The 23,960-nt window shown below is 46.5% G+C and carries 17 protein-coding genes, 2 tRNA genes and 2 pseudogenes; 11 read left to right on the top strand and 10 right to left on the bottom strand.

From position 1 onward, the window contains the following. Positions 1-110: 110 nt before the first annotated feature. The 4 genes and pseudogenes from AC438_RS01240 (at position 111) to AC438_RS01220 (ending at position 4,966) form a co-directional block, all read left to right on the top strand. Positions 111-1,367, top strand: a pseudogene (locus AC438_RS01240) (saccharopine dehydrogenase family protein). A gap of 137 nt (positions 1,368-1,504) precedes the next feature. Next, entirely contained in the window at positions 1,505-2,191 is a 687-nt protein-coding gene (locus AC438_RS01235) for a response regulator transcription factor (RefSeq protein ID WP_053979467.1), read from the top strand. Between the two features lie 232 nt (positions 2,192-2,423). After that, complete coding sequence (locus AC438_RS01225; protein ID WP_156316957.1) at positions 2,424-2,690, top strand: ATP-binding protein; 267 nt, start codon at positions 2,424-2,426, stop codon at positions 2,688-2,690. 140 nt (positions 2,691-2,830) lie between these two features. After that, on the top strand, positions 2,831-4,966 hold the full coding sequence (locus AC438_RS01220) for a TonB-dependent receptor domain-containing protein (RefSeq protein ID WP_053979464.1): 2,136 nt from the start codon (positions 2,831-2,833) through the stop codon (positions 4,964-4,966). Positions 4,967-5,760: 794 nt separating this feature from the next. Here AC438_RS01220 and AC438_RS01215 read toward each other — a convergent pair. The 6 genes and pseudogenes from AC438_RS01215 to AC438_RS01190 all read right to left on the bottom strand — a co-directional run. Further along, positions 5,761-6,891, bottom strand: a pseudogene (locus AC438_RS01215) (PepSY-associated TM helix domain-containing protein); the annotation flags it as partial. Further along, positions 6,888-7,148: a hypothetical protein gene (locus tag AC438_RS01210; protein WP_053979462.1), complete on the bottom strand. Its 261-nt coding sequence runs from the start codon at positions 7,146-7,148 to the stop codon at positions 6,888-6,890. The gene AC438_RS01210 and the pseudogene AC438_RS01215, both read right to left, overlap by 4 nt. Beyond that, positions 7,138-7,473 (bottom strand): hypothetical protein, encoded by a 336-nt coding sequence (locus AC438_RS01205; protein ID WP_053979461.1) that lies wholly within the window; start codon positions 7,471-7,473, stop codon positions 7,138-7,140. Before AC438_RS01205 ends, AC438_RS01210 begins: the two co-directional genes overlap by 11 nt. 329 nt (positions 7,474-7,802) lie before the next feature. Then, positions 7,803-7,890 (bottom strand) — tRNA-Ser (locus AC438_RS01200). 441 nt (positions 7,891-8,331) lie between these two features. Further along, positions 8,332-8,419: transfer RNA gene (locus tag AC438_RS01195), tRNA-Ser, on the bottom strand. A gap of 155 nt (positions 8,420-8,574) precedes the next feature. Beyond that, positions 8,575-11,754, bottom strand: coding sequence for an Rne/Rng family ribonuclease (locus tag AC438_RS01190; RefSeq protein ID WP_053979460.1), 3,180 nt, complete (start codon positions 11,752-11,754; stop codon positions 8,575-8,577). A gap of 921 nt (positions 11,755-12,675) precedes the next feature. Here AC438_RS01190 and AC438_RS01180 point away from each other — a divergent pair. Both AC438_RS01180 and AC438_RS01175 read left to right on the top strand, forming a co-directional pair. Next, positions 12,676-13,626 carry an RluA family pseudouridine synthase gene (locus AC438_RS01180; protein WP_053979458.1) on the top strand — a complete coding sequence of 317 codons (951 nt, stop codon included), beginning with the start codon at positions 12,676-12,678 and terminating at the stop codon, positions 13,624-13,626. Next, complete coding sequence (locus AC438_RS01175) at positions 13,610-14,248, top strand: HAD family hydrolase (protein ID WP_053979457.1); 639 nt, start codon at positions 13,610-13,612, stop codon at positions 14,246-14,248. The genes AC438_RS01180 and AC438_RS01175 overlap by 17 nt, the downstream gene beginning before the upstream one ends. Positions 14,249-14,318: 70 nt before the next feature. Here the strand turns inward: AC438_RS01175 and AC438_RS01170 are convergent, their stop codons facing one another. Both AC438_RS01170 and AC438_RS01165 read right to left on the bottom strand, forming a co-directional pair. Next, entirely contained in the window at positions 14,319-15,815 is a 1,497-nt protein-coding gene (locus AC438_RS01170) for a cytochrome P450 (protein WP_053979456.1), read from the bottom strand. A gap of 192 nt (positions 15,816-16,007) precedes the next feature. Then, positions 16,008-17,516 carry a glycoside hydrolase 5 family protein gene (locus AC438_RS01165; protein ID WP_053979586.1) on the bottom strand — a complete coding sequence of 503 codons (1,509 nt, stop codon included), beginning with the start codon at positions 17,514-17,516 and terminating at the stop codon, positions 16,008-16,010. A 390-nt stretch (positions 17,517-17,906) separates the two neighbouring features. On the opposite strand from AC438_RS01165, the gene AC438_RS01160 reads away from it, so the two are divergent. Both AC438_RS01160 and AC438_RS01155 read left to right on the top strand, forming a co-directional pair. After that, on the top strand, positions 17,907-19,250 hold the full coding sequence (locus AC438_RS01160) for a glycoside hydrolase 5 family protein (protein ID WP_053979455.1): 1,344 nt from the start codon (positions 17,907-17,909) through the stop codon (positions 19,248-19,250). Between the two features lie 83 nt (positions 19,251-19,333). Next, a complete protein-coding gene (locus AC438_RS01155) occupies positions 19,334-21,892 on the top strand; it encodes a glycoside hydrolase family 3 protein (protein ID WP_082353850.1) in 2,559 nt (852 codons plus the stop codon). Between the two features lie 237 nt (positions 21,893-22,129). Here the strand turns inward: AC438_RS01155 and AC438_RS17305 are convergent, their stop codons facing one another. Continuing rightward, on the bottom strand, positions 22,130-22,489 hold the full coding sequence (locus tag AC438_RS17305; RefSeq protein WP_274377601.1) for an endonuclease I family protein: 360 nt from the start codon (positions 22,487-22,489) through the stop codon (positions 22,130-22,132). A 10-nt stretch (positions 22,490-22,499) separates the two neighbouring features. Further along, a complete protein-coding gene (locus tag AC438_RS17300; protein ID WP_274377600.1) occupies positions 22,500-22,829 on the bottom strand; it encodes an HNH endonuclease family protein in 330 nt (109 codons plus the stop codon). 394 nt (positions 22,830-23,223) lie between these two features. Here AC438_RS17300 and AC438_RS16460 point away from each other — a divergent pair, with 394 nt between their 5' ends. The 3 genes from AC438_RS16460 to AC438_RS01145 are packed head-to-tail and all read left to right on the top strand — an operon-like array spanning position 23,224 to position 23,790. Next, the gene (locus AC438_RS16460; protein WP_082353847.1) at positions 23,224-23,349 is read left to right on the top strand and encodes a hypothetical protein; all 126 of its coding nucleotides are present in this window, start codon (positions 23,224-23,226) and stop codon (positions 23,347-23,349) included. Then, positions 23,324-23,455, top strand: a complete 132-nt coding sequence (locus AC438_RS16455; RefSeq protein ID WP_082353844.1) for a tail protein X — start codon at positions 23,324-23,326, stop codon at positions 23,453-23,455. The genes AC438_RS16460 and AC438_RS16455 overlap by 26 nt, the downstream gene beginning before the upstream one ends. Beyond that, a complete protein-coding gene (locus AC438_RS01145) occupies positions 23,452-23,790 on the top strand; it encodes a hypothetical protein (RefSeq protein WP_053979453.1) in 339 nt (112 codons plus the stop codon). The genes AC438_RS16455 and AC438_RS01145 overlap by 4 nt, the downstream gene beginning before the upstream one ends. Positions 23,791-23,960: the final 170 nt, after the last annotated feature.

Genomic DNA, 23,960 nt, shown 5'->3' with positions numbered 1-23,960 from the left:
TGTTATAAAGATTTAGGGGGTAATGTGCGTCAATCACAAGAAAGCTCTTATGAAGATTTTAGAGACTTTTTATCATAATTAATTGCTTAACAAGCCTTTAGGAGGTCACTATGAAAAAAAGAATTCTTATCATAGGCGCTGGTGCTGTAGGTGCTGTCGTGGCTAATAAATGTGCGCAAAATAGCCAGGTATTTTCGGATGTTTGCATTGCCTCTCATCATATCGAAAAATGTCATTCGATTTTAGATAATATAAAAAATAAAAATAATATTAATGAGTGCTATATCTATACTGCTCAAGTTGATGCTTGTGATACGCAAGATGTTATTTCTTTGATTGTTGATTCGGGTAGCGATATTGTTATTAATGTCTGCACTGCCTTTGTGAATATGTCTATTCTTGATGCCTGCATTGAAACGGGCGCTGCTTATATAGATACTGCTGTGCATGAAGATTATGATGTAATGAACGCACCTTATCCTTGGTATGCTAACTTCGAATGGAAAAAAAGACAGCACTGTAAAGAAAAAGGCGTGACGGCAATCTTGGGTGCAGGCTTTGACCCAGGAGTTGTCAACGCATATTGCGCTTATGCCCAGAAAAAGGAATTTGATGTAATAGATAGTATAGATATCATAGATGTTAATGCTGGAGATCATGAACGTTTTTTTTCGACTAATTTCGATCCAGAGATTAATCTGCGAGAAATTATTGAAGATGCGGGCTGTTTGGAGGATGGCCAATGGCGTACCTATAAGCATCATTCTCGTGCGATGGAATATGATTTTCCCGAGGTGGGATTGCATAAATTATATCTTATGGGGCACGATGAGGTGCATTCATTATCGATTAATATTGCGGGTGTAAAGTCTGTTCGGTTTTGGATGGGGTTTAGTGATCATTACATTAACTGCTTAAATGTGTTTAAAAATGTAGGGTTGCTTAATCACCAAAAAATACAAATACCAGGGGGGTAAAACGTTGTACCGTTGCATTTGCTTAAGGCCTGCTTACCTGAGCCTGCCAGTTTGGCACCTAATTATATAGGAAAAACATGTATAGGTACTCTTATTAAAGGCACTTACAACAAAAAACCTAAAGAAGTATTCATTTACAATATTTGTGATCATCAAGAGGCATATCATGATGTTAGCTCGCAAGCGATTGCTTTTACTGCAGGTGTGCCGCCGGTCGCAGCGGCATTATTAATTGCAAGAGGGGACTGGGATATTAAAACGATGGTGAATGTGGAAGAGTTAGAACCGGAGCCTTTTTTAAGTATTTTAAATGAAATGGGTTTATCAACATGTATTCATGAAGCGCCGATTGATGATGAGCTTAGCTTGCCTCGCACCCTTTGCGCTTAAATGGCGTTACTCAAAATATTATTTTCTTGAGTACAGTATCAACCCCAATAATTGTATGTCAGTACACACCATGAAAAGTCTTACTCTACTGTGAGATCATAATAGGAATATTGATTTTACAATAGAGTAAGATTTTTATGTCGGTAGTATCAAAAATTCTTATTATTGAAGGCGACCCAGCCCTTAATAGGCAAATGAAAGAGCTTATGGTGGGTGCTGGTTATCAAGTGGAGTCTTGCTTTAATGGTGATTCAGGATTGATCGCGGCAATGCAAGAGTGTTTCCAGCTTATTCTTTTGGATGTAATGCTACCTATGCATAACGGTATGACGCTACTTGCTATGTTGCGAAAAACAAGTCAAGTCCCTGTCATTGTTGTATCGGCTAAAGGTGCAGAGCAAGAGCGTATTATGTGCTTGCGTGAGGGTGCTGATGATTATGTCTCTAAGCCTTTTAACCCTACTGAGCTTGTGTTACGTGTAGGAATTTTATTGCGCCGTGCGCAGCCACAATTTGTACATCATCATAGTCAAGTCATGATTGATTCTTTAGTCTTAGACAGCGTGTCGCAAACGGCTTGTATTGGTGGAAACGATATTCATCTGACCTCGACGCAGTTTAAATTATTGTGGGAGCTAGGCACGCAAAAAGGAACAATGTTAACTAAAGCCTACCTTTCTCGGCAAGTTCTTAATAAAGCTTTGGGGACTTATGATCGGAGTTTAGATATGCATTTGAGTCGAGTGAGACGTAAGCTCAATGAAGGTGGGTGGCAAGGTACACGCCTGCAGACTGTGCACGGTGCTGGTTATCGTTTGACATGAGTCGGGGTTTGCTGTGGAAAATTAGTTGGATTTTTGTGCTGGGTATTGTTGCCGATGTTACTGCTGAGTGCTTTGGCTTTGCTATTGTATCGCCATATTATGCAGCCCCTTTAATGAATTCTAATCACCGTGCGGTGGGTCAAGCGATTGAAAATGTGATTCGTAATGCATTGCGCCATAGTCTGGTAAATCTACACTATCCTAGTGCGCTTAGAGCAACAAAAGACGCATTATGCGCTGGTGGTACAAGATCGCGGCACCCGGGGTGCCTGAAGCGCTGTTAGAGGCTATATTCGAGCCCTTTTTTAGAGTGGAAGCCTCGCGCTTAATAGAACCAGACATCACAGCGTCTTGCACCTCAGGCGCCATTAATCGCACCGGTTGCGCTCTTGGGTTGGCGTTGGCAGGTCGGCAATTGCGTGCTGTAAGCGGTAGAGTTGTTGCCGCTAAGCGCAGTTGTGGCGGGCTTGAAATAATCATTAAGTTGCCTGTGCAATAGTGCTTCTTTGCTGTTGTGTTACCAGCAGTCAAAGTAGGCTTTTTGGTATATTCAATAGCTGCCTGTCATTGTAACAATTGCAACAATTCTTTACTTAGCCTCTTTAATGGGAATAATTCTCATTTTCTTTAAGGCTAATTATGGAGTTTGAAGTAATGGTTAATCTACACCCTCGTAATCTCTTTCGTTCCACACCTCTGGCAATAGCTGTTGCTGTATTAAGCGGCCACGCTATTGCCGAGAGCCCCCAAAAAGATGAAGAAACGTCCTCATCGCGCATGGAAATGGTTGTTGTTACGGGTTATGCCACCGGTGGTCTCGATTCTGAGATTACCGCTGATGCCATTGAAGGAATGATTGCCTTGGATATGGCCGATATGTTCCGTGTTGATCCGGTTATTAGTGCTGGTGGCGCGGTCAGTGCGGGGCAAAAAATTGTTGTTCGCAATATTGGTGAAGACGCTTTAAATATCTCGATTGATGGCGCTGATCAAACAAATGGTGTATTCCACCATTCTGGCCGTATTGCTTTGGACCCTCAGTTATTAAAGCGTGTAGAAATTGAAGCAGGCCCCGGCAGTGCAACGGCAGGCCCCGGTGCGCTGGGAGGCTCGGTTCACTTTACGACGAAAGATCCGAGTGATTTACTCACCAGTGATAATCAGTTGGGCGGCTTGGTTCGCAGTAGTCATTTTTCGAATGGTGATGGCGGCAAGTTAAGCGCTACGATGTTAGGGCAGGCCGGCGAAGTGTTTAGCGGTATGTTGAGTGTAGGCAGCTCTAATCGCAATACCTTAAAAGATGGTGACGGTAATGATATTTTAGGGACAGCCTCGGAGCAGTCTTTGGGATTTGCTAAAGCGGTCTTTGATATATCGCCGTCGCAAAATTTATCAATGAGCTACGAAAGTATCGAAGAACAAGGCGACTTACCTTATAAAACCGAATGGACGATTGGTAGTGGTGCCAACGAAACTGATTTTAGTGCCACCAAAATTACGCGCAAAACCTCAACGTTGAACTATGCGTGGCTGCCAGCTGACAATGATCTTGTGAATTTTAAAATGACGGCTTACACCACTAAAAGCCTTCAGCAGCGTGGCTATGGCGGTGACATGGGTACAGGCGTAGGCAGGACGAAAAGTACGGGTTTAAACCTTCAAAATACAAGCCAGTTTGCAAGCAATACCGTGATTTACGGCATTAACTACCGCGATGATAAAGCCATATTTGCTGATGACTATCAAGAATTCAACTCAGAGTCTAACCAGTGGATACAGTACCCGAGCTTTTCAAATGAAAGTGGTGGCGTTACAGGTTTATATATTCAAGACATCCTCACTCTAATGAATGAGTCTTTGACGTTGTCAGGCGGTGCTCGCTACGACGAATATGATTTTACAAATAATGACGGAATGACTTTCGATGATAGCGGTGTTTCACTGAATTTAAGTGCTAACTATATTATCGCTGATGGCTTGTCAGTCAGTGCAGGCTACGCAGAAGCCTTGCGCGGTGTTGAGGCCTCCGACCCTTATAAGGCGGTTTCTGTCAGAGGGTATGAGTCAGGTCTTCAGGCTGAAAGTTCAACCAATACTGAGTTTGCCATTGAGTATCAGCGCAGCGGCTTTACTTCGGCATTAGGTTTTTTTAGTACCATTATTTCGGATGCAATTATTGCCTCATCACCGACTGCTGATGGCAATGATGGTTGGGTCAACCCTATTGGAGGCCCAATCAGTGTTGCGCCTTGGGGTAAAATTATTGCCAATCTTGATGGCGATATGGAAACTGAGGGTTACTCGTTAGATGTGGGCTACCAAGGAGCGGTTGCGGGTATCAGCGCGAGTTACTTGAGCGCAGAAACCACCGTGGATGGCGAAAAAGCAACACGCTATTTATGGGCTGGGAAGTTTAATAATGTCGGGGATACGCTGGTATTAAATGCTTTTTGGGATGTAACTCAAAACGTAAAACTGGGCTGGACGATTGAGTCTGTGCAAAAAATTGATGACATTAAGCAAACGCAATATGTCGGTGGTGAGTCGCTAACGGTTGTTAAGCCTGGCTATACGGTGCACGATTTTTCTATTAATTGGAGCCCGTTAGAGGATGAATCATTAACGCTGAACTTAGTGCTCAGAAATGCATTTAACGAGCAATACTTAAGTCATGCAGCTGTTGAAGATTACAGTGAAAATGCAGGTTGGGAGCGCTTGCGCGGGCAATATGACGTAGGCCGCGATATACGCCTTAGTCTGGGTTATCAGTTTTAGTTAGTCTTTATTGCTTTATCCTGCCACTCTTTAGCCGCGTCTGTGTATGCGGCTTTTTTTGCCTGTTAATCAGCGGCGATGATTTAATAGCTGGTGTTATTGGGTGCACGATAAAGGCTCTCTCGGCAGCGGCAGTTGGCTGCGCCCTCGATTAAGGTTCTCGACAGTTTCTCTTATACCATCTCACCCTTCTTTCTCTGCAAGACTTAGCGATCAAATGCCCAGGCAATAATCCATCAGCACTCTTGTCAGGTGAATTGTTTCAGCTTGGTTAAATAGTTATGTTTTACGCGCTGGCGCTAAAGGCTTTTTGTGATACTTTTTTTGTATATTGCATAGCTATTATGATGAGTGTTCTGGCTAATTTCAGGCGCTGTATCTCGAATTTTTTTTGCGCAAAATATGAGTGTAAGTGCGGTGATTAAAATACTAAAAGATACGCCAAAGGGCTGAGGGTAGCCTGCGCGCCATAGCTGAATAAGATCGGTTTGGGTTGTTGTGATATCCAGTAGTACAATAAACAGGCAAATACTGGCGCAGGCTAGGCAAGCATGATGGATTATTTTAAGCGGATGAGTATTTAAAAAGCCAATAATGATACACGCCAATAAAGTAAGGTAAAAGCTCAGTACTACGTAATCTGCGCGATCGGCCATGGTTACTGGTAGTAGGCGTTCAAGCATGAAAGCGGCGGCAGTTGCCACAATGATACCCATGCAGCCGCCTAATGTGAGTGCGCGCGTTAAAGCCAGTATTTTGGGGTAATGAGCTCTTTTTTGTCGTTTAATAATCCAGAGTAGGTTGCCAGCAACAATCATTGCGCAAACCGCGATGGCTAAAACAAAATAGATAAAGCGCAAGTCTAAACCTGCAAAATCAGCCATATGCAAGCTTAATAATAAATCGACATTATTAGAAAAATTATTATTCTCGTCTTGAGTGTCATAAGTTTGCTCTTTGACATGGTAGTTGGCGTTAATTTTTTCGGTGAAGCCGTCGTCACGCACACCAAAAAATTGAAAAGTTGCATTTTCGTCATTGTAATTGTGTAGGCGAATAGAGTGAATACTGCCGTTGTTATCGCGCGCTATTTGCTGGGCTATAGCGTCAATACTTGGCATGGGGTACGCAATATTTGCAGGCTCAGGTATGCTCTTGGTATACCCCGAGTCACGAGTCATAGCTGCGGTATCGCCTTGATAGAGTACTTTAAGTGTGGGGATTTCAAAGACAATACCAAGGTTAAACATGAGCCCTGTTAGCGCGTACATAATTCCGTAGGGTAGGCTGATTACGCCAATTACATTATGGAAATCATTAGTGTGGTGTCGTTGAGTACCTTGAGTGCGATATAAAAAAAAGTGACGGATTATTTTTTTAAACTGAATGACGAGACCAGTCAATAGTATCACCATACAAAAAAAGCATACGATGCCTACTAGATAGCGGCCTTGAGGGAGCTTTAGCGTAAAGTGCATTTCATTTAAAAAACCCGCTAATTGGAATGGTGAGTTATTGGCGAGAGTGTTGCCAGTGGCGGGGTCAATAATTAAAGCTTCATAGCGCGGTTTAAGAGGAGCGTTTTTGGTGGCTGTGCCTGTGTGGCTATTATGTGAACTGGCTGCCCTCTCGATCACTGGGATATAAACATTGAGGTAGGGGTGGTGATCGGATGGAGGGCTGATAAAAAGCCTGCGGCTATTATCAAAGTGCATCGTTTCAATGTGTTTATTGATCAGCGGGGTTAAAGGAACTTGTGGTGCGTTTTGAGGGAGGGGGAATTGCGGCATTGCTGCCCAGTGATCTACTTCGGGATGAAATAGTGTCATGGCGCCAGTCCAAAAAATAATAAAGAGCGGGATAGAGATAAGAAGCCCAAGCCAGCCGTGAGCATCTACTGCGTTGCGAAGTGTCTCTGGTTTCATGATGGCATCCTCAGGGCAAAAAAGGTATTAAGGCTGGCCGATGCCAGTAGTGTCGGTAAGGCAATGATAAGTAGCTGTTTTAAATTGATGTAGCAATAAAAAACAGTGGCTAAGGCCGACCATAAAATAAAGCCACCAACAAAGCTTAATAAGGCGTAGTTTGCTCGCTCGATAGGGGTTAATAAGGCGACATTAAGCATTAATGAGCTGTTGAGTGCGCCCGCTAAAAACACAGCGAGTAGCGTTCTAAACCACATGCGGGTCTCCTAATAGTGATACGAGTAAGGAGATGGCACTACCGACGATAAAGACTTTTTTTAGATTGGGGCGATGAGGCGGCAATAGCGCCAGAATAATTAAGTTCATCATCCAGATACCCAATAAAATAATAAAGGCCATTAAGCTGTGATGGTTGAATGATAGTAAGCTAAAGGCGAGCGTGGCGGTCACAATAAAGCATAGGCCAGCCGCTTTAGTCGGTAACGGCTGGCCGATCAGTCGCTGTTGTGCTGATGATAAGTAAATGCCCAGGCAGCTGGCCCAAGATAATTGTAGGGCTATTATTTTGAAGGCAATATCCATAAAACTCTCATGTCGATCGTATTCGAGTGCTTAAATTGCGATGAGTCAATGCTGAGGCAATTAATAATGCATGGCGGGTGGGCCAATGCGACGCGTCTCTATTTTCTGATGGTGTGATGTATTGCGGCGGTTCATGCGCTATAAATGGCGTCCTTTACCATGCATATTGCTCATGCATATTGGTGGCTATAATACGCGTCGCCCTGCATAAAGTGTGTAAAGTATGCGGTGTCGTTACATTTATTACATTGGGTTGTGTGGGTGCGGTTTGTGCGGGGCTTTTTGACGGGCGAAAAAAAAGGCTGCTCAAGGCAACCTTTTTACTATTATGGCGGAGAGGCAGGGATTCGAACCCTGGGAGCTTTAACACTCAACGGTTTTCAAGACCGCCGCTTTCGACCACTCAGCCACCTCTCCGTAATGGTGGGCATTCTACATTCTTTTTGGGAATACGCAACCCTTTGATAGTAAAGAAGAAAAATAAAAGTGATTATTGAAGGGGGGCTCATAAACTCTTGTTGTGCGGCTGTTGTGCGGTTTAAGCCGCCTGCGGGTACTTAGTTACCTTCGGGTAATTTATCGGTGTGCTCGGCAGCTCCTCTGGGGAGTTCTTCTTGGTCGTTTTTATCGAATGTATATTCTTGCGGCATTGATGTTTGCGTATCCCTATACGGAGGGTAGCGTTCAGCTTGCGTCTATTGGGTGGTGACTTATTGGGGGGGGGAGTTGGTGGTCTCACCGAGTACATGATTCGCTTTGGTGCCCACTTTGGTTGCGTGCTGTTTATGTGTGCGAGATTTTAATAGACGAAAAAAAAGCTGCGTAAAGCAGCTTTTTTGTGCACTAAGTGCAGCAATATGGCGGAGAGGCAGGGATTCGAACCCTGGGAGCTTTAACACTCAACGGTTTTCAAGACCGCCGCTTTCGACCACTCAGCCACCTCTCCGGAATGACGCGCATTCTACATTCTTTTTGGTGTTGCGCAAGCGCTTGATTCTAAAAAGTTAATTATTTTTTAATAATGATCAAAAGATATAACATTTGGCTGCAACGCAGACAGGTAAGGCATTTGATCGTGCCTGAATTGCAGCCGGTGCCAAGTTAAGCTTCGCTCTCAGTGCTCGCTAACTGACCGCGAGGATCGTTACTTGCGCGTGCGAGCGGACGAGGGTTACGCGCAATATTAGCATCTAAGGCGGTATCAAGAGGTAGCCCTTTGATGATATTCGCAGCGACAGTCGTTACGTTCACATTGACCGGGTTAGGGTTTTTCCTTGGGTCGTTGTTGGCGCGGACATAAACAGGCTTATCGATCGCTATCTGAGGCTTTTCCGCTTGGGTATTTTGCGAGCTTAACGTCGGTTCGGATACTGCGTCTACTGGTGCAGTGTCTAGCGCGGGTTGTGCCTTGGGCGTTTGTGCCGATGTTGTCGATACGGCTACGGCAGCCTCTGTCGTTGGTGCCTCTTTTATTGGTGTCTCTGGCACCTTAGTGGCTGAGGCAGAAGTGGTTGATGCCGTCGTTGCTGTATCTGTGTCAGCTGTTGGTGCCGCTGCCGATACTGACTCTTGCGTTGCGCTTAATGGTTGGGCGCTTTCTGTCGCTTGAGTGCTTTCTGTCGCTTGAGCATGCTCGGTTGCATCGGCGGGTAGAGTGTGCGCGGCTTTGGGTTGCGGGTCGAGTAAGCTAAGCGCCTCACTGAGTGCCGCCTCCGCTTTTTTGGCAGATTCCGTTTGCGCTCTAGGGGCTTCTTCAGGTGCTGTAGTATCCGATTTACGCGCTTTGGCGGGTGTCTCTTTTACGGCAACTGGCGATTTGGCCTCTGTTTGTGATTGAGTCGGCGGTTGAGCTTGCTTTTTAGCTTCGGGCCGATTTTTGGCTTCAGCATGAGCTTTTGGCTCTGTTTGAACCTTGGTCTGGGCCTGCTCTTTAGATGTATTTGTTGTGCTATTACCTTCTTGAGGGGTGCCTGATTGCTCCGCATTGCTCTCGGTATCGTTGGTGCGGTCTCTGCGGCCGCGACCTCCACGTGTACGACGCTTACGTGCTGGGCGCTCGCTTTCATCGTTTGGTTGTGATGGTGCAGTAGCGGGTTGGATTTGGCCTTCAGCAGCATCAATTGCCTCATTGACCTGGCTGTTTAGCGCCTCTTCAGAGGGTTGTGGCACATTGCCGCGCTTGCGCTCTTGCGGACGTGCGCGACGGTTGTTAGGGCGCTTAGGTGGTTGATTTTCGTTGCGGCTTGTCTCTGTATTCTCGCTCGCTTGTTCAGTATTATCATCGCGGTTTTGATGGCGATTTTGGTTGTTGCCGTTGCGACGATTGCGATTTTTACCGCGTGTACCGCGTGTGTTTTCGCCGCGTGAATCATCCCGGTTACCCTGAGTTTTTTCTGACTCTTGATAAAAGTTGTCGCCATTAAGATTGTCAACAATCTCATCAGACTCGGCGCTGTTTTGGCGTTGATCGCGTCGGCCGTTGCGTTGGTTACGGTTGTTGTTGCGTGGGCGGCGGTTACCTGAGCCTGGATTACGATGCTTTTTATGGCCTGTTTTTTCTTCTTTTTTAGGCTCTTCCGGCGTGCTCTTGAACAAGTTGGTAACCAGTGCAATCAATTTTGACAGCATGTTTGGCCCAGCTTTTTTGGTCTTTGTTGGTTTGCTGGTAGGCTCTTCAACTTGCGGTGGCGGAGACACTTGCGTCACTAGTGGCTTTTTGGCGACAAAATTTTCTTTTTTAGCTTCGTTGGCAATTTCCTCGGCCTGCGGGTTGGGAAGGTCGATTTTATAGCTTTGCTGGCTATCGGTTTCGTCATCGCGAATACGCTGTACATCGTAGTGTGGCGTGACCATTTGCTCATTTGGCAAAATCACTACGCGCGTTTTATGGCGTGTTTCTATATTGCTAATTGCGGTACGTTTCTCGTTGAGCAGATAGGTGGCCACAGGAACAGGCACAACGGTGCGAATTTCGGCACTGCGCTCTTTTTTGGCTTCTTCTTCGACAATGCGTAAAATTGATAGCGCCAGTGAGCGGGTGCTGCGAATGGTGCCTTGTCCAGTACAGCGCGGGCACATTTTTGAGGTGGTTTCTTCAAGTGATGGTCGCAAGCGTTGACGCGACATCTCGAGTAAGCCAAAGCGCGAAATTTTACCAATTTGTACGCGTGCACGGTCCATGCTGAGTGCATCGCGCATGCGGTTTTCAACTTCGCGGCGGTTGCGATCGGGGTGCATATCAATAAAATCGATAACCACGAGTCCACCAATATCACGAAGGCGCATTTGGCGCGCAATTTCGTCGGCAGCTTCTAGGTTGGTGGCTAGCGCGGTTTCTTCGATATCGCCGCCTTTGGTGGCGCGTGCCGAGTTGATGTCGATAGACACGAGTGCTTCTGTGGGGTCAATGACAATAGAGCCGCCTGAAGGGAGCTTTACCTCGCGTTCAAAGGCGGTTTCAATTTGCCCTTCGATTTGAAAGCGATTAAAGAGGGGAACCTCTTCGTGATAGTGCTTGATTTTGTGTTTTTCTTGCGGCATAACCTGCTGCACAAATTCAAGGGCGCGCTCAAAATCGGCTTTGGTATCAACGACGACTTCGCCAATGTCGGGGCGCAAGTAGTCGCGAATGGCGCGAATGATAACGTTGCTCTCTTGAAACAAAAACTCAGGCGCTTTAACGGTTTTAGAGGCGTCGGCGATAGATTGCCATACGCGTACGAGGTAGTTAAAGTCGTTTTGCAGGTCAATGGCGCTCCGGCCAACGCCGGCGGTACGTACAATAAGACTCATCCCTTTTGGAATATCAAGCGTGCTGAGCGCATCTTTAAGTTGGCTGCGATCTTCACCATCAATGCGACGAGAAATGCCACCGCCACGAGGGTTATTGGGCATAAGTACAAGATAGCGGCCGGCCAAGCTGACAAACGTCGTGAGTGCAGCGCCTTTATTGCCGCGCTCCTCTTTATCTACTTGCACAATAACTTCTGTGCCTTCTTTGACAAATTCTTTGATGCGGCCGCGCTCGTTACCTTTGCCGTCGCCGGTAAAGTATTCGCGAGCAATTTCTTTTAGGGGTAAAAAGCCGTGGCGCTCGGCACCATAGTCGACAAAAGCAGCTTCTAAGCTGGGTTCTACGCGGGTGATCTTACCTTTATAAACGTTAGATTTTTTTTGCTCGCGCTGTTGATTTTCGATATCTAAGTCGTAGAGCCACTGGCCGTCGACAAGGGCGACGCGGACTTCTTCGGGTTGACTGGCATTAATCAGCATTCTTTTCATGATGTGTATTCTCTTTGCATTAGCCTAATGCAAAGCACAAATAGCAGGCAAGTAGCCGATGAGCTAGGCGCGTATTGAGGCCTTGGCAGTGTGAAGCTCAAGCGTCGGACGTCGCGTTATTGGCGCGGGTTTCCTAGGGTTTTGGCGCCGTCTGTTAGCGCGTTAACCTTGTGTAGTTGCCGTTGGTTTCGAGTGTGCAGGCCGTTAAAGCCAGTATGCTCGGTTGTTTAGCTAATGTGAGCTAAGGCAATGCTTGTTTGCTTATCAATGCGAAGCATTTGGCTGCGCACTGCGTTATTCATCAGTATTTTAAGGTCAGTGTTTTAAGGTTTGGCCTCAAAATTGGTTAGTTTGCGGATAATGGCTCGCAAGCTAACAAAAACTACTCGCACGATTTTGTGCGTTGTTTAGTGCTTAATGTTTCTTTTTATGGCGGTTAGTCTAGGGCTTTTGGATTGGCCGTCGTTTTATTAGCGCCGTTATTTTTTGCCTCAGTATTAAGTAGGCTGATGGTGCTAGAGGGTAGTAAAGCTTTACCGGAGTCAGCATGCTTTAAATACTTAACACCATCGCGTTGGCGCGCGCACGGGTTAATTCTGGTTGTGAATCACGGCGCTATGGATGTCATGCTCATAGTGCGGTGATAACTCGAGAGAGTTAACGGGTGGGTTGCCTGTCTTTGTATGGTTAAATCTGTTATGTGCTGGCCACTCAATCGGTCTACTAGGTAGGCATAGATATGCGCTAAAAAATACTGCCCTAGCAGTGTGACAGCCGTATGAGTGTAGCACTTGGTTTTCAGCCTTTCAAATATCTTGCCACTTTAATCATGGCTTATATTTTTAAGCGGGTTGCAATGCGTGTAAAATGGTTTTTTTTTGCGCCAGAGAAACCGCACTGGTGCATTTTAGGGCATAGAGCATGAGTGAAGTCAGGTTGATAGAAGTACCCGAAGATTATGCGGGCCAAAGGCTCGATAATTTTTTGTTGGCACGCTTAAAGGGCGTACCTAAATCCATGATTTATCGTGTCATTCGCAAGGGGGAAGTGCGGGTCAATAAGGGGCGTGCTAAGCCCGATCGTAAGCTTGAAAGTGGCGATATAGTCCGCGTACCGCCTATTCGCGTGACAGAGACTGTAACCGTGACGCCTTCACAAGGGCTGATTAATACGCTGGATAAAGCCGTTATACATGATGATAAGGGCCTGTTGATTATTAATAAGCCCTCTGGACTTGCTGTACACGGCGGCAGCGGAATTAATATTGGGCTTATTGAAGCATTGCGTCAAGCGTATAAGGCACCATTTTTGGAGTTGGTGCATCGGCTAGATAGAGATACCTCTGGTTGCGTGATGGTGGCGCGCAAGCGTAGCGTATTAAAACACCTACAAGAGGCCCTACGGCATAAAGGTGTTATCCAGAAGCGTTATTTAGCGGTCGTGAATGGTCATTGGCCAAAGCATATGACGGTGGTTGACGTGCCGCTGAAGCGGTGCGAGTACCCTAATGGCGAGCGGGTGGTGCGTGTTCATGATGAGGGTAAGGCTTCGGTGACGCATTTTAAAGTGATTCAGTATTTTGAAGGCTGCACTTTAATTGCGGCGAAGCCGTTAACCGGTCGTACGCATCAAATTAGGGTGCATGCATTGCATGCTGGTCACCCGCTAGTGGGCGACGATAAATACACGCCGCCAGAGCTCAATAAAGCAATGCGTGGCCAGGGTTTTAAGCGTTTGTGCTTACACGCGCACAATTTAGACCTGACACTCGCCGATAAGACGCCGGTCAGCGTCATGGCCGATCTGCCGACAGAAATAGCAGCACCCTTAAAAAAAATGGGCTTGGAGGCGTTTGATGTTCGTTATTTTTGATTGGGATGGCACCGTGAGCGATTCGACGGGCAAAATTGTGCGCTGTGTACAGCAGGCGGGGCGTTCTCTGAATTTGCCTACATTGGCACCTGCACAAATTAAAGAGATTATTGGTTTAAGTTTGCCCAAGGCAGTGGCCGAGCTTTATCCGACGTTAAATAACGCAGGTATTCAGGCTTTGGCACAGGCCTATAGTCAACATTATGTTGCCGATTGTGAGGTGCCTGGGTTTTACCCTGGCGCCCGTGAAGCCTTAGAGCAGTTACGTGATGCTGGTGTGGCACTGGGTATTGCGACGGGCAAAAGTCGCCAAGGTTTAAACCGTGTATTAAGGCAACTGCGGCTTGAGGGCTTTTTTAACGCAACCCGCACCGCCGATGAGACTGCCTCAAAACCGGACCCTCAAATGCTCAATGAGTTATTGCAAGAGCATCGTAGTATTGCTGAGCATGCGATTATGGTAGGAGATACAGAATTTGATATGGCCATGGCGCAGGCGATTAATATGCCGCGTATTGCGGTTGATTATGGCGCGCACGCTATCGATCGCCTAAAAAACTACGACCCCATACTGTGTGTGGGTAACTTATTGGATATGAGCCGTCAGTTATTGAGTCGTTGAGTGTGAGCACTGAGTATGACGCACCTTATTCTCAGGTGCGCTTTTCTAAGTGCGGTTGATTATTTTCAAGTTAATCAATGGCGTGTGGTGTTTGGTTATCGGCATGATGCTCCAGCGCTTGGGTCTGATGTGTCTTTGACGCTAGGGCATTAGCGGTTTTGATGGCAAGTGGTGGTGCCACACGTGTTGTCGCGACCTTTGCTGTTTTAACCTTTAAATGCGATGGCGCAGCAGCTAGGCGATAATGGCTGGTGACGGGCACTGTACTGTCGAGTGTGAGAGTATAATGCTTAAGCAATTCAATAAGAATAACCTTTTGTTTGATGAGCGAGAGTTGCATGCCAGGGCACAAGCGCGGGCCGCCACCAAAGGGGCTGAGTGCTATGCTCGCTTGCTTTTTTTGCTCGTCAGTAAAAGCTGGCCAGCGGTTGGGGTGAAATTGCTCGCTGTCTTTAAAAAGCGAAGCATTGTGATTGTCTGATGCTAAAAGGACGGCTACTGTGGTGCCCTTAGAAACATAGACCCCATTGATGACCTCATCGCCTAACGGCTCTAGCAACAAAAAGGGAATGGCTGGTGCTAAGCGCAGTGCCTCTTGGCATGCCCCTAGTGTCAATGGAAAGTTTTCTAAATCTTGCCATTGCAGCGTCCCTTTTTGTGGGTAGTTGGCAGTAATTTCATTGCGCAGGCTTTGTTGCACGCTGGGGTTTTTGGCGAGATAGTAAACCGCCCAAGCGACAGTGCTGGCGGTGGTATCTTCACCTGCACTGAGTAAGGAAATAATGTTGCGGTAAATCATGTCTTCACTAAACGTTTGGCCTTGCTCATCTTTGGCGAGTAATAAAGCCTCTAAAATCGTGTTGGGTGCGTGCTCGGGGGTGAGCTGGCTTTTGGTGGTGCGAATCAACGATAAGATGTTTTTGCGCACATAGGCTAAAGAGATTGCTAGTGTTTTGGGGCAAGGCTGGACAAGACGGGAATAAAAGGCCGGCGGAGTATTGGCGTGGCTGAGATGCTCAAAAATAATATTAAGGTGGTCTTGCAGTTGGTTGTCGGGGTTGCTGAGGGAGTTTATATCGTAACCCAAAGCTAACTCAGAGGTGATATCAACAATTAGTCGCTGCAGCGGGACTTGTATATCAAGCGGTTGCGGTGCTTGCTCGATATGCGCTACAAAACGCATGACTGATTTCTGAATAATAGGCAGCATTCGCGCGATGTATTTAGGCTTAAATGCCGGTGCTAATAGTTGGCGATAATTTCTCCATTGTTCTCCTTCGCTTGAAAAAGCACCGTGAATACGCGCATTTTTGTAGGTCAACGCAATTGATTTGGCTCGCCGATAGCGTGAGGGCCGCTGTTTAAGGATATCAAATACCACAGCGGCATTAGAGACCACCACCACGGGTTTATTGAGTAGACGAATTTTGTACATGTCGCCGAGTGCTTTGGCATGGGTGTAAAAATAGGTGTGAATTTCATCCGGTTTAAACTGCCCAAGGCTACCTTTGAGCCAATGCTCTTTAGGGGAGGGAAGGTCTTTGAGCGTTCTGGGGATGTTTGGCATTAGGTATCCAAGCTAAAAAACTGTGCATTCTAGCGGCTGAATCGATACTGCCTAGCCTTTTATTGATAATTAGAGGACCGTTTGCTTTTTATTGGCGCCGTTTTTAAAAAAAGAGCGCCTAAAGAGCTACTATCACGTACTTTTGACAATTATTAACGCTAGCCCTTGAAGTCACTCAGTGCCAACTAGCTCCTATTCATACTGATGCTGTTGGGTTTTAATAATATTTGAGGCTGGCGACTCGCCAGATGTATTAGCCGCAAAAATGCGGTAGCGATAAATCGCGCGGCTTAACGGGTTTTGCGCGATCAGTGTATCAATAAATAGCGTGTCTATATTGGGGTTAAAGCTCTGCTGGCCGTCACTGATATGACGCCCTATAGTGACCCAAGGCCCCCATGGTTGCCATACTTGCCACAACGGATTTTTGAGACTGCGCTCAATACGATAGTGTTGGCCAACGGGCGAGCCCATCCATGTAATGGCGCCGGTTGTTGTTATATTGCGCAGTATTGGGGGCTCAGGCACGGGCAGTGGCTGCGCGACACTGCGTCCATCTAACTGCGCCTGTGCTTGACGTACTAAATCAATAACTAGGCGCTCTTCATTAGAGTCACCTTCGGTAAAGCCGGGTAAGCGGTAGCTGTAATGGCCGGTATATTCTTTATGCCAATAAAAGCCGCCGTGATGCCTATGCCCACGAAAACCCCAAATAAACGCGCCAGCTGCACGCGCGCCGTTATAGTCATAGTGCACTGCCTTTTGCATAATGGCATCTAGGCTGGCCGCATCTTTGAGCCCATATTCACCAATAAAATACACTTTTTTACCGTTAATTGCTTTAAGGTCATGCTCTATTTGCTCGGGGTTATTGTTGTTATTTGTCGTGTAAAAATGATTAGAAATAATATCGATATTGGGGTCGTCAAGCGAGGAGGGTAATATTGTTAAATAAGTACCGTCGATGACCAATTGCTGCGGCGCATTGTGCTTAATGACCGCGGCTGTTTGCTGAACAAAAGCCGCGTTGGAGTGGCGGAGCTCGTTACCGGTTTCCCAAGCCATAATCGCTTTTTCTTGTGAATACAAACGCCCAGTTAATGTGTTTTTGCGGTTAATAACAGTGCGAATAATATGTAAATACGCTTGGTAGGTTTTACTCTGAGTGTCGTAAAAGTCTTCGGCTGTTTCCTGATAAAAGGCAGCCAGTTGTTTGCGCCCGCCCCACCATTCCCAATGATCAATAAAGGGCAGTATTAGGCGTAAGTGGTGTTTTTCGGCTAGGGCAATCATACGGTCGTAAACAACCATTGCATTCTCATTGAGCCTTGGCATACCGTTTGGGGTTGCGGGGGGTAAAATGTGGGTTTCTCTTTTGCAGGCTTTATCGTAGGGCGTTGCCACCGACAAAACATAAATGCGCATGGCTTTGTGGCCGGTACGCACGAGGGCTTTTATCCAGTTTTCTTGTTCATCGGCTGTGGGCCACTGAAAATACTGACCCCAACCTCTTGGGTCTTGTGAGCAGGTGCCTGCCGCGTCATTTTCAATGCGATGCAACTCGGGGGCGTGTATACCAGCAAATCGAAATTCTTGGTTGCCGTTGAGTAACCGATGCCCATCGCGACTAATAAAATGCGAAAACTCTGCCGATGCGATATGCGTGCTTAAGTACAGTGCTATACCAACACATAGACGCATATTAATTATCAGTATTCTCATCATTGTATCGATCCTTATGAGGTGCAAATACTGGATTGGGTCCAATACCTGCTTCTATGGCTAGCGTATAAATTTTATTTTGTGAGCTCTAGGGCAAAAGCGAGTGAGTATACCCGTGAGCTTTATGTTTAGTGTTGAGTATTTATTGTATGCCTATTCTACTAACTGCCGGCTATTTGTGTAAGACGCTATTTGTGGGCCTATACAAGGTGCACAGCTTGAATATTGCAATGGCATCTAAGTTTTCTTGTTAAATTGTGCGCTCGGCGAATATACTAAATAAGGCATGTTTAGTATATTGCTTAAATGTTAGTCTCATCGTTAGCGTATAGCGGTGTGATTGTCCGCCCAATCAATTAGGATAATAATATGTCGAATTTTTTTATGCGCAGTGCATTGATTGCTTTTGCGCTATGGGCGGTGGGCTGTGCACAGTCGCGCAACGCCGACACTCTTCAAGCGCAAGGCAGTGATGCGTTTGTTCGTGTGCAGGGCAATCAATTTTTTGTTGCCGGGCAGCCTTATCGTTATGTGGGTGTCAATATGTGGTATGGGGCTTATCTAGGCTCTCCAAAAGCTGATATTGGTGACCGTACGCGCTTAATTAAAGAGCTTGATTTTTTAAGTGCAATGGGGGTAACGAATATTCGCGTATTAGGCGCCTCTGAAAAATCAATATTACGCGATGCGATTAACCCAGCCATTAATGATCGAGGCAATATTCAGCGCGATGATATTTTACTGGGCTTAGACTTTTTATTGGTCGAGATGCGCAAGCGCAATATGCGTGCAGTTATTTATCTTAATAATTTCTGGGAGTGGTCAGGTGGTATGGCCACTTATTTATCGTGGGTTAAAGATGGCCAAATTGTTGACCCCAGTGATGCGGCAACTCCGTGGCCGGCCTTTCCGATATTTACTTCGCAATTTTATCGCGAGCCTGCGGCTATCGCGTTATTTCATGATTATGTAAAAATGATAACCTCAAGGGTTAATCTTATTTCGGGCGAGGCGTATCGTGACGATCCAACCATTATGGCTTGGCAGCTCGCCAATGAGCCACGCCCAGGGCATAAAAGCCACAGCACACCTTATTTGCCCAGTTATTACGATTGGATCAAAAAAACGTCGGACTTAATTAAATCACAAGCGCCTCACCAACTGGTTTCGCTAGGCTCAGAAGGCACGATGGGCTGCCTAGAAAGCGTTCAATGTGTGATGGATTCTCATAAAGAGACAGGCATTGATTATATGACCTTTCACTTATGGATGAAAAATTGGGGTTGGTATGATGCGGCTAATCCCGAGGCTACTTTTGAGACCGCCCAAAAAACAGCTCGCGCTTATATTAAGCAGCATGTTGGATTTGCCAATACCTTGGGTCTACCGGCGGTATTAGAGGAATTTGGTTTAGAACGCGATGCTGGCAGTTTTGACCCGGCAGTAGCCACCACCTACCGCGATGATTTTTATGCGCTGGTTTATGATGAAATAGAGCGCAATAGCGCCGCAGGTGGCCCGTTAGTGGGCAGTAATATATGGGCGTGGGGTGGTTTTGGTAAAGCGCAGCATAGCGATTACCGATGGCGCGCAGGCGATAACCAATTTGTTGGTGACCCACCACAAGAAGAGCAAGGTTTAAACTCGGTCTATGCTGATGATACCTCAACGATCCGCTTAATGACTCAGCATGCCAAAAACCTTAAACGTTAACGCTCAGTGCTTAAAGACCCAAAAAATACCCTCTAACCAAAAAATAACCTCTAAATAGTAACAATAATAATACGAGTAGAGATATGAAAGCGATAAAATTATTCAGCTCTGTAACTGTGGTCATGGCAGCGGCTAGTGTACTTGGCTGCCAATCAATAGAGACTGATGGGGCACGTGCAGAGCCTGTTACCCGTGCGCTGACACAGTGGCCAGCGGTGACCCCCGGTGTTAAAAAAGACCCTGTCATAGAGGCGCGCGTTAAAGAGCTATTAAGCCAATTAAGTCTTGAGCAAAAAGTTGCCCAAATGATTCAAGTGGATTTGGCGCATGTGACACCCGAAGATATCACACAATACCGTATAGGCTCAGTGTTAAATGGGGGTGGCCAGCCACCGAATAAAAACCCCGACGCTTCGGTAGGCGAGTGGGCAGCCTATGCCGAGATGTTGTATCAAGCGGCCATGAAACCCGAGGCGGGCAAAGTGGCTATCCCATTACTTTGGGGTACCGATGCCGTGCACGGTCACGGTAATTTAAAAGGTGCTACGTTATATCCTCACAATATTGCTTTAGGTGCGACCGGTAATGCTGATCTTGTTGAGGAAATTGCCAAAGCAACCGCATTAGAAGTGGCAGTATCGGGTATTGACTGGAACTTTGCGCCTACCGTGGCAGTTGCACGCGATGACCGATGGGGTAGAACGTACGAAAGCTTTTCAGAAAACCCCGCATTAGTGGCTAGCTTGGGGGCCGCTACTGTACGCGGTTTGCAAGGTGCAGCGGACACACAAGATTTTTTATCCGATCGGCGAGTGCTAGCGACTGCTAAGCATTTTATTGGTGATGGTGGTACCGCATTAGGTGATGACCAAGGTCATACCCTCGGTGATGAAGCCGAGCTGATTAAAACGCATTTACCCGGTTATATTTCGGCTATTGAGGCGGGTGTGCAAACGGTAATGGCCAGTTATAGCTGGTGGCAAGGTGTGCATTCGCACGGCAATACTTACTTGTTAACCGATGTGCTCAAAGGGCGTTTAAATTTTGACGGTATTGTGGTGAGTGACTGGCAAGGAATGGCGCATATTGAAGGCTGTCGAATTGATAATTGCCCGCAGGCGGTCAATGCCGGTATCGACTTATTTATGATTCCTTACGCGCCCGATTGGCAGGCCTTTTATGCCAATACTTTAGCGCAAGTGCGCGCCGGTGATATTACACAGGCACGTATTGATGATGCGGTAGCGCGTATTTTGCGGGTTAAAATGCGCGCCCGTTTATGGCAAAAAGCTAGCCCCAAGCAGCGTCAAGTGACGGCGATGAGCGAGATTATTGGTGATAGTAAGCACCGCGCGTTAGCGCGCCAAGCGGTACGCGAGTCGTTGGTGTTATTAAAAAATAATCATGTTTTACCACTCAACCCCACGCAGCGCATTGCTGTAGTAGGTAAGGCGGCAAAAAGTATTGCCACCCAAGCGGGTGGTTGGTCTGTTACGTGGCAGGCAACTGACATTCCCAATGCTATGTTCCCAGGAGCTAGTCATATTTACCAGGGTTTACAATCGGCTATTCAAGCGGCTGGCGGGCGAGTAAGTTACAGCGATAGCGCGCAAGCGGTGGGTGATGTGGATGCCGCTATTGTGGTATTTGGTGAGCGCCCTTATGCTGAAATGTACGGCGATATTCAAAACCTTGATACGCTAGAGTTTCAGCAACACAATAAAATTGCACTACAACAGCTCAAAGTCTTAAAAGCACGCGGTATTCCAACGGTCGCGGTGTTTTTAAGTGGCCGTCCTTTGTGGGTGAATAAAGAATTAAATGCCGCCGATGCTTTTGTAGCGGCTTGGCTGCCCGGCACCGAAGGCCAAGGTATAGCCGATGTATTGCTCAGCGATAAACACGGTAAAGTGCAGTATAACTTTACCGGTAAGTTGCCGTTTTCATGGCCAGCAGGCGTGTGTGATGCGGTCATTAACCAAGGCGAAGCAGGTGCTAAACCCTTATATGCTGTTGGTTTTGGTTTAGGCTATGACTCTCATATCAAACCTTGGCGGCCATTGCCCGAAAGCACGCAAGCTGGGTCTTATGGCTGTTTAATGGGGGCTAAGCGCCCAGCATATCAGGCGGCTAATTTGGCCTCGCATGACTGGTTTTTTGCCTTAGAAAAAAAATCATTAGCACGTAAAGTTATTGATGCGCCAGTCGCGATGGAAAACATTAAAGCCCAGCCCTTAAACGGTGAAGCGGGTGTGGCACTGCAGTGGAGCGGCAAGGGTTTTGGCCGCGTCGTATTACGCAATGGTCGCCCCGATAACGACTTTTTATTGCAATACGCCTATGGCGCAGCCCTTGAGTTAACGGTGCGGATTAAGCAGGCACCTAATTTACCTGTTAACGCGATTATTGCCAGCGGGCATTTAGCCGCAACTCCTGTCGATATCACTCAAGCGCTAGCCGCTTTACCGCACAATCAATGGCAGCGGCTCACTGTTGATTTAAATTGCTTTACACGCGAGCGCGCCGATATGAGCAAAGTTGATATACCGTTTGGTTTGGATACTGAGGGTGCATTGGATATTGACATTAAAGATGTAGGGTTTAGCCTAAGCCGCGCAAAACAGCATATAACATGTGATTGAACTGGCCGTTAAGGCATACAGCTAAATTAATGCCAGTCAACAAAGCAAGTGGCTGTTACCGGCATTAATTTAGCCGAGTCCCCATTAAAGTAAAAAGCATTTAGAGTGTCATTATCTAAAGCCTAATAATACACATTTAAAAAAATAGCATTATTGATGGTTTTAGGTATTATTTTAGCGGTTAATTGAGGCGTGAGTTTAACGGCCATATGAAGAGCGTATGGCCGTATCCGTAAATTATGGGTTTGCACACCTGGCCTTAGTGTGATGGTTATAGCTGCCAGTTTGTTGAGTGATTTTTTCGTTTCTATGGCATTCCCATTGTGATGGCGGGTACATAATATCCCAGGCTCGCAGTAGTTTTTGTTGTTGCGAAGAGAGCGTTAAATGATACACCTCTGCCATGTATTGATAAGTGCGAGAAATCATGCCACGAGTGTGCTCGGGCGGTTGAACTTGTCGTTGTTTAAAATCGGCAATCATTTGGCATTGCCCATATTGAGTGGCTTTGCCGTTCCATTCGCTAAAATTATAATTACTGCGATCGCCATTGACCTCACCAATAGCGGGGACTAAATTATGAAGGTCGGCTTCCATTTTACGAAATTTAGCACTTGTTTTTACGCCCGCCGTTTTGCCAACATTGTAATTGATTACCCAGTTGCGAGGCGGGAACTAGATGCTCCCACTCGATACGGTTGGCGCGCTTTTGTTGTTTTCTTACTTTGTATTGGCAGGCTTTTAAATCGGGTGTTCCTTTTCTACCGTTCCAGGTAATCGCGCAATTACAATAAAAACTCGTGGGGTGATCTTGGTAAATTTGCCTTGCTATTCGCTTAGCTTGACTAAAAGACTGTGGCGGTTTTAGTGACTGTTGTGCAGCACCGACAAGCGGGCCAGGTAATATGAATAGTAGTGCAGTGATTAGGGCGCGCATAAAGCCTCTGGTTTATTCAATATTTGTGTGTTAGATGAGGCAGCAAACGCTTAAATTGACGCGTCCGTGTGTGTGCGAAAATGCGGGCTCTGTGAATGGGTGCGATATAAAAGCAGAGGGGTATAGTGATTTATAGCGGTTAAGCTGAGTTTTATTTTATCGACTAAAAAATAAAAAGATGGGTGGTGCGGTGTTTTGCATTTTTAAATCATCCTAGATATTTAGGCAGTAAAAAACCCTCTGGATTCAAACGCGAAGTCTATAACGTCATGATAAGAGATAGAACTGCGAGTCCATATCTTTACCTTACCAGCGACAAGATGCCAGATTTTTATATTATTGCAAGTGCCACGAGTTAAACGGCTATTGATGGGTAGCCAGCACCGGTGAGGTCATGGGTTATTGGGTGGTGACAAATGCCGAAGAGGTGGGCACCCGTTTTGTCGCCGGCGGCGCTGCGCGCAGGCAAGCATTTACACTGGAGTTAACGTTTTATGGCGCGAACTTACATAACGCTTGAGGGTGATGTGCTAGATCGCATTTGCTGGCATGAATATGGCGATGAGAGCCGCTTTGTGGATGTGTTAGAGGCTAACCCTGATCAGCGAAAGGGGTTAAGCGTGTGACAGCGAGTTATAGCGATGACTCAAAAGGCGTGGCCGGCAATGTGGAAGTGGGTGCGGGTGAGCCTGTGTTTACCCTAGCTTACACCTACACGACTAAATCTGAGGCTAAAGCCGCTGCAAAAGCCCATCTTAGAGCATCTGAGGGTGGTAAAGAGTCGTTCACGGCGACGGCTGCGCTTTCGCTCGATCTTATCGATATAGCCGCTGAGGGTCGTTTAGAGGTCTCGGGTTTTGATTCTTCCATTAATGGCTTGTGGCGCATTGATTCTGTTGATATTTCGGTGAAGAGTCATGGTGGATCGCTGAGTGTCTCTTGTGATCGGGTCGTGGTTTGAGGGTTGCTCGATGTGGGGCTTTTTAGGTTTTTAGTCTTTAAGTTTTCAATCAGTTTTTAATCCGTTTTTAATAGAGGCGGCGAGCTCTGGGCTTCGCTGTCTTTATTTCCCTCCCCTTGCAGGCATCGGCCTGCTGTCAGTATCTTCTGTTTCCTTATTTCCTCTTTTTA

The sequence above is a fragment of the Marinagarivorans algicola genome (genome assembly GCF_001292705.1).
Classification (GTDB): Bacteria; Pseudomonadota; Gammaproteobacteria; order Pseudomonadales; family Cellvibrionaceae; genus Marinagarivorans; species Marinagarivorans algicola.
This window is presented reverse-complemented; position numbering and strand designations above follow the sequence as displayed.